The sequence below is a fragment of the Rhizobium sp. SL86 genome (assembly GCF_026672545.1).
Lineage (GTDB): Bacteria > Pseudomonadota > Alphaproteobacteria > Rhizobiales > Rhizobiaceae > Neorhizobium.
The window spans coordinates 440,468-454,580 of record NZ_JAPPRJ010000002.1; the positions used below are offsets into that span (position 1 = coordinate 440,468).

Sequence of the window (14,113 nt, forward strand, 5' to 3'; positions counted from 1 at the left end):
GATGAGCGCGATGCCAAAGGCCGAGCAAGACCTGGGCGACATGATGCGGGCAAGACTCTCCGGCTTTGTCCGGACGCTGCGCGACAATGGTTTTGTCCTCGGTCTTTCGGAAGTTCGCGATGCGCTGGCAGTGCTGGCCAGTCCCGTTGCCGCGGGCCCCTCGCGGTTTCGCCCGGCGCTCCGATCACTCTTCTGCAGCCGACATTCCGACTGGGTGCAATTCGACGAGATTTTCGATGCGTTCTGGCTGAGGCGCGGCATGAAATCTGCCACGCGCATGTCCGGTGCGCCGCAAAAGACACCGGACGGCGTGCAGGCTGCCGCGACCGGTGCGCGTGGCCTGGCCAGCCAGCAGCAGGCCGATCATGTGCAGCGCGGCGAGGGCACGGAGACCGTCGAGACGGGACAAACCCGGCGTGAAGGGGCATCCCGCGCCGACTTCCTTGGCAAGACCGATTTCCGGCACCTGACCGATCCGGATGATCTCGCCGAGGCGCATCGCCTCGCTGAGCGCCTGGCGGTTTCGATGCGCGCGAGGATGACGCGGCGCATGCGGGCGAGGGCGCGTGGCCAGAGGCTCGATCTCCGGCGCACGATCCACAAGAGCATTGCGAATGGCGGCACGCCGATGCAGCTGGTATTTCGCAAGCGTCGCGAAAAGCCGCTGCGGCTGGTGGTGCTTCTCGACGGATCCGGCTCGATGAGCCTCTATTCCGCAGTCTTCCTGCGCTTCATGCATGGGGTGCTCGACGCATTTCGGGAGGCGGAAGCCTTCCTCTTTCACACGCGGCTTGTGCACATCTCGCCGGCGCTGCGCGAGCGTGATCCCGAGCGTGCCGTCCAGCGCATGGCGCTGATGGGGCAGGGCACCGGCGGCGGTACGCGGATAGGGGAAAGTCTTGCCACCTTCAACAGATGGCATGCGAAACGCTGCATCCATTCACGCACCTGCGTCATGATCGTGTCGGACGGTTACGACACGGGGCCAGCCGAACGGCTGGGCGAGGAAATGCAGGCCCTCAGAAGGCGGTGCCGGCGGATTGCCTGGCTGAACCCGATGATCGGCTGGCGCGATTACGCCCCGGAAGCAGCCGGCATGAAGGCAGCGCTTCCCTTCATCGATCTCTTTGCGCCGGCGCACAACCTTGAAAGCCTTGAGGCGCTCGAACCCTATCTGGCGAGGATATGAGCATGCAGGATAGCGTCGATATTCTCGATCTGGTCAGTCAGACCAAGGCGCGGGGCGAGCCCTTTGCCGTGGCCACCGTGGTGCGCACCATTTCCGTCACGGCCGCCAAGGCGGGCGCCAAGGCCGTCGTGCTGGCGGATGGAAGCATATCCGCCGGCTGGATCGGCGGTGGGTGTGCCCGTGGCGCGGTCCTGAAGGCGGCCGCTGACGCGATCCGCGACGGGCAACCCCGATTGATCAGCATCCAGCCCAAGGATCTGCTCGATGTGCAGCAGGTGAAACCTGGCGAGATACGGGACGGCGTTTTCTACGCCCGCAACATGTGCCCGAGCCAGGGCACGATGGATGTGTTTGTCGAACCCGTCCTTCCACGCCCGCATCTGGCCGTTCTGGGCGCCTCTCCGGTCGCTGTCGCCCTCGTCGATATTGCTCGGCGTATGGGGTTCTTCGTGACAGTCTGTGCGCCGCAGGCCGACCATGCGGCGTTTGGCATCTCGGACCGGATGGTGGATGGGTTTGACCTGCCGCCGGACGGTGCGCGGCATGGTTTCATCGTGATTGCGACCCAAGGACGCGGCGATGGGGCAGCGCTCAAGGCCGTTCTCGGTATTCCGAGCCGCTACACCGCCTTCGTCGGCTCGCGCAGGAAATTTGCGGCGCTGAGACACGATCTGGAAACCGAGGGGCTCGATGTGAGGTCGATGGATGACATGCGCTCGCCGGCCGGTCTCGACCTCGGCTCCATTACACCGGATGAAATCGCCTTCTCGATCGTTGCGGAAATGATCGAGATCAGGCGGCGCGGCCAACGAAACGCCTGATGGGAGAACAGTCATGGACATGAACGGATCACAACGCATCGAGGCGTCGCGCGAAGCCGTGTACGCGGGCCTGAACGACGTGGACATCTTGCGCCAGTGCATACCCGGCTGTGAATCCATCGAGAAGACATCCGAGACCGAGATGGTCGCCAAGGTGACGCTACGCATTGGTCCGGTCAAGGCGAGCTTTTCCGGCACCGTCACCCTATCCGATCTCGACCCGCCGAACGGCTATACGATCTCCGGCGAGGGATCGGGCGGCATGGCCGGGTTTGCCAAGGGGGGAGCCAAGGTCACGCTTGAACCGGATGGCGATGCAACGATCCTGAACTATACGGTCAAGGCCGAAATCGGTGGCAAGCTGGCGCAGATGGGCAGCCGGCTGATCGATAGCACGGCGAAAAAACTCGCCGGCGAGTTCTTTGCCAAGTTCGGCGATGTTGTCGGCAAGCCACCAGCCGGAGAGCCTCTTCCTGTCGAAGAACCTGCGCAGGAGACACTCAGCAAAGGCTGGATGAGCCGTATCCTCGGCACCAGTGCGACAGCCTTCCTCATCCTCGCCCTCACGCCGGACCTTTGCTGCGTTGCCGGCGATCATTCGGTTATGGCGAATGACATGATGATGTCATCGATCTGCACGTCTCAGTCGACATTGTGACAGGATTGTCTCCCGAGGGAGTATGAAGGAACAGATGATCTGATCGATTGCCCATATCCCATCGGGTGCCAACGCCCGAGCTCATTTGCGATGGGACAATCCAACGCACGAGTGGTCGGCTGACGTCGCTTGCCAAGCCTGTTGTCAAGTTCAACGGCTCGAAGTCTGTCTGTATAGACGTACATGAACAACCTCCCGGGGGGCAAGTTTTCGCCGCCGCAGATGCATTAAAAAACAAACTTGACTGTTTGTTTTTGGCGTGCAAACCATTGTGGCAACGAAAGCGGCGCCACTGGTTGCCGACTTAAGAATTGGCAAAAAGCCGAGGGGACATCGTGAGTTCAGTCAATAAGCGGCCTTCGGGCACGCGACGTACACGCACGCAAAGTGAACGATCCAGCGAGACGCGCCAGGCGTTGTTCGACGCGACGATTGCACTTCTTCACGATCAGGGGTTCAACAAGACATCGACCCCGGAGATCGCGCGCAAAGCCGGGGTTTCCCGCGGTGCACTGACCCATCATTTCGCGACCAAGGAAGACCTGGTGATCAGCGCGGTCGCCGACCATCTGGCGCAGGTGAACACCAAGCTGGCCGCCTTTGCCGACACCTACGGTCGCCGTGGCGGTTCGACCGACGAGATCGTCGATTATCTCTGGCAGATCATGTTCGACAGGCTCTTCTACGTGACCCTGGAATACCTGCCTGAGGCGCGCCATAACGAAGGCTTTCGCGCCGGCCTCATACCCGTCGTGCACGAGTTCCATGACCGTCTCGATGCGATCTGGACGGCGCTTGCCGCTCACCGGCAGGCAGATCCGGCCAGCGTTCGCATCGTCATGAACGCCACCATGTGCCTGATCCGAGGAATGATTGCACAGACCGTGCTGCGTCCTGCAGATTCGACCTATTACGAAACCCTGCTTGGGTTCTGGAAGCAGCAGGTCAGGGACTATTTTTCGACGATCGCGAAACATTCGGAGCCGAAGCCATGAAGTCCATTCTTCAGGTAAGGGATCTCCGGCGAAGCTTTTATGGTGTGAAGGTTCTGACGGGCGTCAATCTCGATGTCATCGAGGGGACCATCACCGGTCTGATCGGTCCGAACGGCGCTGGGAAATCGACCTTCTTCAACTGCATCTCAGGGCTTTATATGCCCGATAGCGGTTCCGTGATGTTCGACGGTGTCGACGTCACCCGCTCCAGAAGCCAGGATCGAGTGGCCGCGGGTCTTGTCCGCACATTCCAGCTCGCGCGGGGGTTTCCAAAACTCACCGTGTTCCAGCACTTCATGCTTTACGGCCAGAACCATCCTGGCGAGGGCCTGTTGGCCAGCCTCACCGGCAGCGCCGTCGGGCGGCGACACGAGGAAGAACTGGCGGAGGAGGCCTTGTCCACGGCCCGCCGGCTGCGCCTCACCCATGTGATTGACAATCCGGTAACGGCGCTGTCGGGCGGTCAGAAGAAGCTTGTCGAGATTGGCCGGGCGCTGATGGCCAAACCTCGACTGATCCTGCTCGATGAACCCATGGCCGGCGTCAACCCCACCCTTATGGCGGAGATCGCCGAGCATCTGAAGGCTTTGAACGCCGAAGGTGTGACCATCTGCCTGATCGAGCACGATATGAAGCTGATCGGCAGCCTCTGCGATCCGGTCATCGTTATGGCCGAAGGTCGCAAGCTCACCGAAGGCAGCTTCGCCGAGGTCGTCTCCGACGAACGGGTACAGGAAGCCTATCTCGGAGGAAGGCACTGATCATGTTGAAGGCTGAAGGTCTTGTGGCCGGTTATGGCGCCGCCGAGGAAATCCTGAAGGGCGCTTCGATCGACGTGGAAGCCGGTGAGATTGTCACGATCATCGGCCCGAATGGTGCAGGCAAATCGACCCTTCTCAAGGCGATTGCCGGTCTGGTGCCGTTGAAGGGTGGCAGCGTCCGAATGAATGGCGCCGATCTGACGCGCCAGGATGCGCTGGGTCGTTCAAAGGCCGGGCTGGCTTTCGTCATGCAGGAAAAGAACGTGTTCGGCGCGATGTCGGTGGCCGAAAACCTCGACATTGCCAGCTTCGGCAATCCCTCGGGCATGGCGGCCCGGCGTGAGGCGGTCTATGCCCGTTATCCCGTTCTGGCCGACAAACGAAAGGCCTTGGCGCGCACGCTTTCCGGCGGTCAGCGGCAACTGCTCGCCATGGGCATGAGCCTGATGACGGAACCGAAGCTGCTGCTGCTCGATGAACCGACGGCTGGTCTTTCGCCGAAGGCGGCCGAGGAACTTTTCATGGCGATCATCGAACTCAACCGGTCCGGTCTTCCCGTCCTCATGGTCGAGCAGCACGCGCTTGAGGCGCTGGAGATCTCCACTCGCGGTTATGTCATTGTTACCGGTCGCAACGCGGCCACTGGCGGCGGCAGAGAACTGGCCGCCGATCCTGAAGTTCGCCGCCTGTTCCTGGGCGGTTGAGAAGACGGTCAGCAATCAAACAAAGAAGAGGGAACAACGCATGAGCAGCTTCACATTCAGTCGCCGCGGCTTCATGGGCGGCGTGGCCGGTCTCGCCGCAACCGGTCTCGTGCCGCACGCCGTCATGGCGCAGGACGGACCCATCAAGATCGGCGCATTGACGCCGCTGACCGGCTCGGGCGGCCCCTACGGTCCGGTGATGGTCAAGGCGATCAAAGCGGTCGCCGCCGAGGTGAACAAGGCCGGTGGCGTTCTGGGACGCCAGATCGAAATCATTTCGGAAGACGACCAGACGAACCCGGAAGCCGGTGTTCGCGCCGCTCGTAAGCTGGTAGATGTCGATCGCGTTTCGGCCATTCTCGGCACCTGGGCCTCGTCGGTTACAACCGCGGTTGCGCCGATCTGCTGGGAATCCGGCACCATGCTGGCTACCGTTTCCGGTGCCGACGCGATCACCGCGCTGCCGCATCAGGGTTACATTATCCGGACCCAGCCGACGACCATTCTCCAGGGCCGCAAGTTCGGCGAGTTTGCCGTGGAGCAGGGCGTCAAGAAGCTGTTCTTCTTCTCGCCGCAGACCCCGTTTGCGGACAGCCAGTTCACCAATATCACGAAGGCGGTGAAGGCCGCCGGTGGCGAAACGAAATCGTTGATCTATGACGACAAAAAGCCGTCCTATCGCAGCGAAGTCGATGAGATGCTCGCCTATGGTCCCGATGTCATCGTGCTGGGCGGCTACGCGGCGGATACCGCTGTCCTTCTCAAGGATATCTTCCGCGCCGGCTATGAAGGCAAGAAGATCGCCTTCGCCTATTCCGTCAACCAGAAGCTTATCGACAGCGTTCCCCCGGAAGTTGTCGAAGGCATCTTCACGATCGCGCCGTCGCCGGCTGAATCGTCCAGCGCCTATAAGCGCCTGGTTTCGCTCATCGACGTACAGAATCCCGACCCCTACACCACACAGGTCTACGACCAGGCAAACCTCGTGATCATGGCCATTGCCAAGGCGGGAGCCGCTGACGGCAAGTCGATCCGCGACGCGATCCGTTCGGTTTCCCAGGCCGAGGGCGGCACGGTCGTCGACAATGCGGTCGATGGTCTGAAGCTGATCGCCGAAGGCAAGTCGGTGAACTATCAAGGTGCTTCCGGCCCCTGCGATTTCACCGCCGCCGGTGACATCTCCGACAGTCAGTTCCGCTACGAACAGGTTAAAGGCGGCAAGCTCAAGCTCCTGAAGATCGCGTGAGGCCGTAATGACGATCGTGGCTCAGGCAATACTGAACGGTATCATGACGGGGATGCTGATCGCCATTCCCGCCCTTGGCCTCACGGCGATCTTTGCCGTGCTGCGTTATGTCAATTTTGCCATAGGGGCCTATGCCACGGTCGGCGCATTTGCAGCCTGGTATGTCAATACGAGGTTCGGGCTCGGTGTGTTTCCTTCCGCGCTGGTGGCGTTTGTTGCCGGCGGTGCGGTTGGGCTGATTGCGGAGCAGACGGCGCTTGCCCGTCTGCGTCCGTCCGGCGCACTTGCGGTGGCGATCGCCTCGATCGCCGTCAATCTCATTCTCGAAAATGTCATCCGTTTCATCTTCGGCAACGATCTTCAGGGGTTCGATCTGCCGATCGCCCGTGACTGGCGTTTTGCCGGCCTCCGATTCGGGCCGCAACAACTGCAGACGGCGGCGATTGCCATCGCCATCATGGCAGCGGTGTTTTTGTTCCTGCGGTTTGCCCGGTTCGGCAAGGCCATGCGCGCGGTTGCCGACAATCCAGATCTTGGCAGGCTTTTCGGCATGGACCCGGCCCGGATCGCCATGATCACCGTGGTGCTCGGGGCAGGTCTTGCGGGTGTCGGCGGCGTGCTGCTCGGTCTCGACACGGCGATCGATCCGATGACGGGATCACGTTTGTTGCTGTCGATCTTCGCCGCCGCGGTGCTGGGCGGACTGGGGTCTATCCCCGGAGCCGTACTTGGCGCGGTCATGATCGGCATTGGTGAGGAACTGGCGGTGCTGGTTCTGCCGGCCACGTATCGTTCGGCCGTCGGCTTCGCCACCATTCTTCTTATCCTGTCGCTGCGTCCCGCAGGCATTCTGGGTGAAAGGAATACCTGATGCTGTCCTACCTCATCTTCACGCTGACACTTGGCGGCATCTACGCGCTCTTGGCGCTCAGCCTCAATCTGATCTGGGGCGGCGTCGGCATGGTCAATCTCGGCCTCGCCGGTTTCTTTGCCGTCGGGGCCTATGCTTCGGCGCTGGTGGCGATTGCCGGCGTTCCGCTGCCGCTTGCCATGTTGCTCGCCTGCCTGATCGGCGCTGCCGCCGGCATCCTCGCCACCTTCGCGACCATTCGCCTGCGCGGTGATTATCTCGCCATCGTCACACTCGGTTTTGCCGAGGTGGTGCGCATGGTGGCGCTCAACGAGCGCTGGCTGACACGCGGCTCGGATGGCATATCGGGGATACCCGCACCTTTTCGTGCCGAGCTTGGCGTGGACGGTTTCAACCTGTTCTACCTTGCGCTGGTCAGCGTGATCGTGCTCGCCGTGTTCCTGACCATGCGCCGCCTCGATCTGTCGCCATTCGGGCGTGTGCTGAAGGCGATCCGCGAAGACCAGGAACTGGCGACCTTCGCCGGCAAATCCGTAACTCGGTTCAAGATGCAGACCTTTGCGCTGTCGGCGGGCATTGCCGGTCTGGCGGGGGCCCTCTACGGTCATTTCCAGACCTATATTTCGCCGGACCATTTCCAGCCGTTGATTACCATTTATATCTTCCTCGCGGTGACAGCCGGCGGTGTCGGCCGGCCGGTGGGCGCGCTTGTCGGCGCTTATCTCGTGGTGTTTTTCCTCGAAGCGACGCGTTTTCTCGGCGAGATCTTCACCGTGCTTGAGCCGGGGCAGGTGGCCGCGATCCGCGAAATCCTCGTCGGCCTCGCCTTGCTGTGTGTCCTGCATCTGCGCCCGCAGGGCATTTTGCCGGAACGTATCGCCCCCGCACCCAAACCGGAGACATCACCGTGAAGGAACTTCTGTCGACGTTGAGCGCGCCCGGCCAGCCGGCAACGCTCTACAAGGCTCTCGAACAGGCCCTGTCGGAGGAAATCGGCTTTGGCCTGTTCACCTTGCTTTACCGGGATGGCGACGAGGTCGCTCGCGTCTATTCCAGCAACGAGGCCGCCTATCCGGTGTTCGGCCGCAAGCACATGGGCCCGACCCCTTGGGGTGAAAAGGTCATTGACCGGCAGGAAGCCTTTCTCGGGCCGGACCGGGACGCCATTGTCTGGGCCTTCTACGATCATGAGTTGATTTTCAGCCTCGGTCTCGGCGCGGTCATCAACATCCCCGTCGTCTACAATGGCGAGACCATCGGCACGATGAACCTGCTCGACAAAAGCGGTGCCTATACCGAGGAGCATCTTGAAAAGGCGGCGGCGTACGCGCCTTTGCTCATCCCTGCCTATCTTGAGGCGCGCCGCGCCTGAACACATTCCCAGGACATTTTTTATGACAAACATTCTCTTCCAGAACGCCCGTATCGTTGACGGCACCTCCGATCGTCCGAGCGATCCGGTCAACGTGTGGATCGAAGGCAACATGATCCGTGAAGTCGGCACCTCGGTATCGAGCGCGTCGGCCGAACGGATCGATCTCTCCGGCAAGATCCTGATGCCGGGTCTGATCGATGCCCATGTCCATGTCGTCGCCTCGACCGCAGATCTCGGCCGCAACGGCCAGCTTCCCGATCCGCTCGTCACGGTGCGCGCCTTCAAGCTGATGGGCGAAATGCTCAATCGCGGTTTCACCACGGTGCGTGATGTCGGTGGAGCAACCTCTGGCCTGGTTGCGGCTGCCCTCGAAGCGTCCTGGCTGACGCCGCGCCTGAACATTTCCGGCAAAGCCCTGGCTCAGACCGGCGGCCATTGTGATTATCGCGGTCCGTTCAACGATGATCCGGTGCGGCTTCGCAGCTTCCCGCTGGGCGCGCTCGGCCGTATCGTCGATGGCGTTCCGGAGGTTCGTCGCGCCGCCCGCGAAGAGATCAAGAGCGGCGCCAACTTTATCAAGATCATGGCGAACGGCGGCGTATCCTCGCCGACCGACCCGATCCATTTCCTCGGATTTTCCCGGGAAGAGCTGCTGGCCGTGGTCGAGGAAGCGGACAATGCCGGCACCTATGTCTCGGCGCATCTTTATACCGACCAGGCCATTCGCCGGGCGGTTGAATGTGGCGTGCATTCGCTGGAACACTGTAACCTGATCGGGTCCGAGACAGCGAAGCTTGCTGCATCAAGGGGGGCTTTCGCCGTTCCGACGCTCGTCACTTATGACAAGCTGTCGAGCGAGGGGGAAGCCATGGGCTTGCCCGCCGCATCGGTGGCCAAGGTCGACGATGTGCGTCTCGCCGGCATGGAATCGCTGTCGATCATGCGCGAAGCCGGCCTGCAGATGGCTTATGGCAGTGACCTCCTGGGTGGCATGCATGTGCACCAGTCGGAAGAATTCGTCATTCGCGGTCGGGTTCTGCCGGCCATGGACGTCATCGCCTCCGCCACCCATATCGCTGCGCGCCTGCTGCGGATGGAAGGCAAGATCGGCACGATCGCCGCCGGCGCATTCGCAGACCTCATCGTGGTCGATGGTAACCCTCTCGACGACCTCACGCTTCTCACGGGTCAAGGCATGCACATGCCGATGATCATGAAGGACGGCGCTTTCATCAAGCGCTGATCGCTTGCCGCCATAAGGTGGCCGCCATTGTCAACGCCCGGTTCTTCACCGGGCGTTCCTGCTTGCGCACGCGTGCGCGTTGACGGCCGCCCTCCGCTGAGGGGCCATATCTCATTGTCGTTGACCCGACCAATCCTGTGCACGTGTCCCGATCAGGCCCACGCTGGCATGAGGGCATTGGTTCGACCAACCGCGCACCGTTGAGCAATCGCCGTCGTTCGGTGAGCAGGTGCTGCGATGTCCAGGTTATCGGTTGCCGATGTGTCACCCTGCACAAACTGGCTTTGCGGAAATGTACACCGACGAAATCCATTCCGCTTGACAAGAGAACAACAAAATGGATTCAGTAAAGCGCTTTACTAAAGCGGTTTACAAAACGCCTGTAGAGACCTTAAGGTCCGCATGGCAGGGGAACAGGAGTATCAGCAATGGCGCAGAACCGTGCGACCAGCCTGAAAGACGTAGCCCAGGCGGCCGGCGTTTCGGTTGCCACCGTGTCGCGGCTGTTGAATGGCTCGCTGGAGCTGCCCGCCGAGACAAAGGCGCGTATCGACACGGCCATCCGCGATCTCAATTATGTTCCCAATCCGCATGCGCGGCGCCTGAGCCGCGGCCGATCCGATACGATCGGGCTGGTGGTGCCGGATATCGGCAATCCGTTTTTCGGTATGCTTGTAGCCGCGGTTGAGGAGGCTGCTGACCAACAGGGTCTGGCGGTATCGTTGTTTGCGACCTTGAACCGCACCGGCCGCGAAATCTCCTATCTGCGGCTGTTGGCACGCAATCATGTCGATGGCCTGGTCTTCATCACCAACCATCCCGAAACCGACGAACTGGCCGAGCTGATCAATGCAACCGGCAAAGTGGTCGTCGTCGACGAAGACGTGCAAGGCGCGCTTGTTCCGAAACTGTTCTGCGACAATGAGCAGGGAGGGCGTCTGGCCGGTGCGCATCTGGCGGACCATGGTCATCGTCGCGTTCTGTACGTGGGTGGGGCTGACGACATGCTAAGCGCGCAGCGCCGCTATCAGGGCTGTCAGGCCGCACTCTTCGAGCGCTTCGGCAGTGATGCTCTGCTTCACCGCTATTGCGGCGATTACACGATTGAATTCGGTCGTGACGCCGCCCGGAAGTTCCTGGCCGAAGGCCGCCCCGCGACGGCGATTTTCGCCAGTTCCGATGAAATCGCCATCGGCATGATGGAGGTCCTGCGAGCCGAAGGAATTCGCGTGCCGGAGGATGTATCGATGATTGGCTTCGACGATGTCGCGCCGCTGCATCTCTTTGCGCCCGCCCTCACGGCGATCCGCCAGCCGGTCCGGGCGATCGGCCAGCGGGCGCTCTCGCTGCTTCTGGAAACCAATTGGGACGAGCGATCTGCCTCCGCCACGGAGGAATTGCTGCCCGTCGAAATCGTCGTGCGGAGCTCCGTTGCGCCGCCGTCGACCGCATAATCGCAACGGACAATAACCAACAGAGGACGAACGCCATGACATTCATGAAACGCAGATATTTTTCCGGAGCGCTCGCGGCCACGGTCCTGGCCGGCGCCACCCTGTCGGCAGGCCTTGCCTCTGCCGCGGAAAAGACGATTGCCCTGGTGCAGATAAACCAGCAGGCTCTCTTCTTTAATCAGATGAACGAAGGTGCGCAGAAGGCGGCAAAGGAAGCCGGCGTCAAGCTCGTCATCTTCAATGCCAACAATGATCCGGCCGCACAAAACAGCGCGATCGAGACCTACATCCAGCAGAAGGTGGATGGGATTGCCGTTGTCGCCATCGACGTGAACGGCATCATGCCGGCCGTCAAGCAGGCCGCTGCGGCCAACATTCCGGTTGTCGCCATCGATGCCATTCTGCCGGATGGCCCGCAGAAGGCGCAGATCGGCGTGGACAACGCCAAGGCGGCTGCCGACATGGGCAAGTTCTTCCTTGATTATGTGAAGTCCGATATGGGCGGCAAGGCGAAGATCGGTGTTGTCGGGGCGCTGAATTCCTTCATTCAGAACATCCGCCAAAAGGGTTTTGAAGACACGCTGAAGGATCAGGCCGGCATCACCAAGGCCGGTGTCGTCGATGGCCAGAACGTCCAGGATACCGCCCTTTCGGCTGCCGAGAACCTCATTACCGGCAACCCCGACATGACCGCGATCTACGCCACCGGCGAGCCGGCACTTCTCGGCGCCGTCGCCGCTGTCGAAAGCCAGGGCAAGCAGAAGGCCATCAAGGTCTTCGGTTGGGATCTGACCAAGCAGGCGATTGCCGGTATCGATGCAGGCTATGTCGCAGGCGTTATCCAGCAGGATCCCGCCGCCATGGGGGCCGCGGCCGTCAAGGCCCTGAAGACCGTTTCGGACGGCGGAACCGTCGAGAAGACCATCGCCGTGCCGGTCACCATCGTGACCAAGGCCAATGTCGAGCCCTACCGGGCGGTCTTCAAATGAATGCCGACGGACAGCACTCAACCGCTGTCTCCGGCGCCGGGGGAAGGCCCATCCCCCGGCAACCCACCGGAGCGGTGAGGCAACCGCGCATCTCCCTGAAGGGGATCACCAAGACTTTCGGCTCGCACCAGGCCCTGCGCGGTGTCGATCTGGATATCTTTCCCGGCGAATGCCTTGGCCTCGTGGGAGATAATGCGGCGGGCAAGTCGACCCTGACGAAGGTCATTTCCGGAACCTATCTCCCGGACGGTGGCACCATCACCATGGATGGTGAATCCGTTCGTTTTTCTGGCCCTGCCGATGCGCGGGAACGAAACATTGAAATGGTGTTTCAGGATCTGAGCCTGTGTGACCACATTGACGTGGTTGGCAACCTCTTCCTGGGACGCGAAATCACCAAGGGGCCTTTTCTGGATCGTCCGACCATGCTGGCGGAAGCCCGCAAGATGCTGGATGCGCTGGAAATCCGCATCCCGCGTCTCACCGCCAAGGTGGAAAAGCTCTCGGGCGGACAGCGCCAGGCCATCGCCATCGCGCGTGCCGCTTCCTTCAACCCGAAGGTTCTGATCATGGATGAGCCGACGTCCGCTCTGGCGGTGGCGGAAGTGGAAGCCGTGCTTTCGCTGATCAATCGCGTGAAGGCGAAAGGCGTCTCTGTCATCCTGATTACCCACCGCCTGCAGGATCTCTTCCGGGTCTGTGATCGCATTGCCGTGATGTATGAAGGCACGAAGGTGGCGGAGCGTCAGATCGGTGAAACAAGCCTTGAGGACCTCGTCAAACTCATCGTGGGAGATCGACATTGACCGTCTATACTGAACGGGCCAAGGGATCGCCGGTGGCGGACTTCGTCGCCGAGAATGCGCAAGTTCTCTCCATCGCGGTCTTCTTTTTCGCCTGTATGGTGTTCTTTACGATCACCACCGATACCTTTTTGACCGCTGGCAATCTGCTGAATGTCGTGCGGCAGGCAGCGCCCATCCTCATTGTTTCCATTGCCATGACGCTGGTCATCATTACCGGCGGCATCGATCTCTCGGTCGGCTCGATGGTCGCGCTCATCAATGCCGTCGGTGCCATCTTGCTTGCAGCGGGTTATCCCTGGCTGCTGGTGTTGGTGGCCATGCTGATGTTGGGAGGCGTGCTGGGTCTGCTACAGGGCTGGTTCATTGCCTATCAGGGAATTCCGGCCTTCATCGTGACGCTTGCCGGTCTTTCCATCCTGCGCGGCGTGGCGCTCTACATCACGCAGGGCTATTCCGTGCCGGTTCCCGATGTGCCAGGCTTCTTCTACCTTGGACGTGGAGATCTGTTCGGCATGCCGGTTCCCGCTCTGATCGGCATCGTTGTCACGATCATCGGTTATGTCGTCTTGTCCTCTACCCGCTACGGTCGCCGGGTCATCGCCGTCGGCTCGAATCTTGAAGCAGCCCGCCGGGTCGGCATGCCTGCCAAGTGGATCCTTGCCTCTGTCTATCTGGTGGCGGGTGTCGCCTCGGCCATTTCCGGCCTGCTGATTGCCGCGCGGCTGGGCTCAGGGTCGTCCAATGCGGCCGTCGGCTTCGAACTCCAGGTGGTGGCGGCCGTCGTTCTCGGCGGCACCTCGTTGATGGGCGGGCGCGGTACGATCCTCGGCACGGTGCTTGGCACCATGACGATTGCCGTCATCGGCAATGGCCTGATCCTTCTGCATATATCGCCCTTTTTCACACAGATCGTGACGGGCGCGATCATTCTGGCTGCCATCTGGCTGAACACCCGGATCTTCACCACCAACTTCCGCTTCGGCGGCAAGAAGAAGGGGTGA

General features: G+C 61.2%; 15 protein-coding genes. All 15 read left to right on the forward strand.

All coding sequences use genetic code 11. The annotated features are described in order from the left end of the window. Position 1 precedes the first annotated feature (1 nt). On the forward strand, positions 2-1,189 hold the full coding sequence (locus tag OU993_RS14275; RefSeq protein WP_268158430.1) for a vWA domain-containing protein: 1,188 nt from the start codon (positions 2-4) through the stop codon (positions 1,187-1,189). A gap of 2 nt (positions 1,190-1,191) precedes the next feature. After that, positions 1,192-2,010: an XdhC family protein gene (locus OU993_RS14280; RefSeq protein WP_268158432.1), complete on the forward strand. Its 819-nt coding sequence runs from the start codon at positions 1,192-1,194 to the stop codon at positions 2,008-2,010. Positions 2,011-2,023: 13 nt separating this feature from the next. After that, positions 2,024-2,668, forward strand: a complete 645-nt coding sequence (locus OU993_RS14285; RefSeq protein WP_268158434.1) for an SRPBCC family protein — start codon at positions 2,024-2,026, stop codon at positions 2,666-2,668. Positions 2,669-3,003: 335 nt separating this feature from the next. Next, positions 3,004-3,663, forward strand: coding sequence for a TetR/AcrR family transcriptional regulator (locus tag OU993_RS14290; RefSeq protein WP_268158436.1), 660 nt, complete (start codon positions 3,004-3,006; stop codon positions 3,661-3,663). Continuing rightward, positions 3,660-4,424, forward strand: a complete 765-nt coding sequence (locus OU993_RS14295) for an ABC transporter ATP-binding protein (protein ID WP_268158438.1) — start codon at positions 3,660-3,662, stop codon at positions 4,422-4,424. Before OU993_RS14290 ends, OU993_RS14295 begins: the two co-directional genes overlap by 4 nt. 2 nt (positions 4,425-4,426) lie before the next feature. After that, positions 4,427-5,128, forward strand: coding sequence for an ABC transporter ATP-binding protein (locus OU993_RS14300; protein WP_268158440.1), 702 nt, complete (start codon positions 4,427-4,429; stop codon positions 5,126-5,128). 40 nt (positions 5,129-5,168) lie between these two features. Beyond that, the gene (locus OU993_RS14305) at positions 5,169-6,374 is read left to right on the forward strand and encodes an ABC transporter substrate-binding protein (RefSeq protein ID WP_268158442.1); all 1,206 of its coding nucleotides are present in this window, start codon (positions 5,169-5,171) and stop codon (positions 6,372-6,374) included. Between the two features lie 7 nt (positions 6,375-6,381). Next, on the forward strand, positions 6,382-7,245 hold the full coding sequence (locus tag OU993_RS14310) for a branched-chain amino acid ABC transporter permease (RefSeq protein ID WP_268158444.1): 864 nt from the start codon (positions 6,382-6,384) through the stop codon (positions 7,243-7,245). Beyond that, complete coding sequence (locus OU993_RS14315) at positions 7,245-8,156, forward strand: branched-chain amino acid ABC transporter permease (RefSeq protein WP_268158446.1); 912 nt, start codon at positions 7,245-7,247, stop codon at positions 8,154-8,156. The genes OU993_RS14310 and OU993_RS14315 overlap by 1 nt, the downstream gene beginning before the upstream one ends. Beyond that, complete coding sequence (locus OU993_RS14320) at positions 8,153-8,617, forward strand: GAF domain-containing protein (protein WP_268158448.1); 465 nt, start codon at positions 8,153-8,155, stop codon at positions 8,615-8,617. Before OU993_RS14315 ends, OU993_RS14320 begins: the two co-directional genes overlap by 4 nt. Positions 8,618-8,639: 22 nt before the next feature. After that, positions 8,640-9,863: a metal-dependent hydrolase family protein gene (locus tag OU993_RS14325; RefSeq protein ID WP_268158450.1), complete on the forward strand. Its 1,224-nt coding sequence runs from the start codon at positions 8,640-8,642 to the stop codon at positions 9,861-9,863. Positions 9,864-10,291: 428 nt separating this feature from the next. Further along, the gene (locus OU993_RS14330) at positions 10,292-11,317 is read left to right on the forward strand and encodes a LacI family DNA-binding transcriptional regulator (protein ID WP_268158452.1); all 1,026 of its coding nucleotides are present in this window, start codon (positions 10,292-10,294) and stop codon (positions 11,315-11,317) included. Positions 11,318-11,352: 35 nt separating this feature from the next. Beyond that, positions 11,353-12,306 carry an ABC transporter substrate-binding protein gene (locus OU993_RS14335; RefSeq protein WP_268158454.1) on the forward strand — a complete coding sequence of 318 codons (954 nt, stop codon included), beginning with the start codon at positions 11,353-11,355 and terminating at the stop codon, positions 12,304-12,306. Then, positions 12,303-13,112, forward strand: coding sequence for an ATP-binding cassette domain-containing protein (locus tag OU993_RS14340; RefSeq protein WP_268158455.1), 810 nt, complete (start codon positions 12,303-12,305; stop codon positions 13,110-13,112). The genes OU993_RS14335 and OU993_RS14340 overlap by 4 nt, the downstream gene beginning before the upstream one ends. Then, positions 13,109-14,113 (forward strand): ABC transporter permease, encoded by a 1,005-nt coding sequence (locus OU993_RS14345; protein WP_268158457.1) that lies wholly within the window; start codon positions 13,109-13,111, stop codon positions 14,111-14,113. The genes OU993_RS14340 and OU993_RS14345 overlap by 4 nt, the downstream gene beginning before the upstream one ends.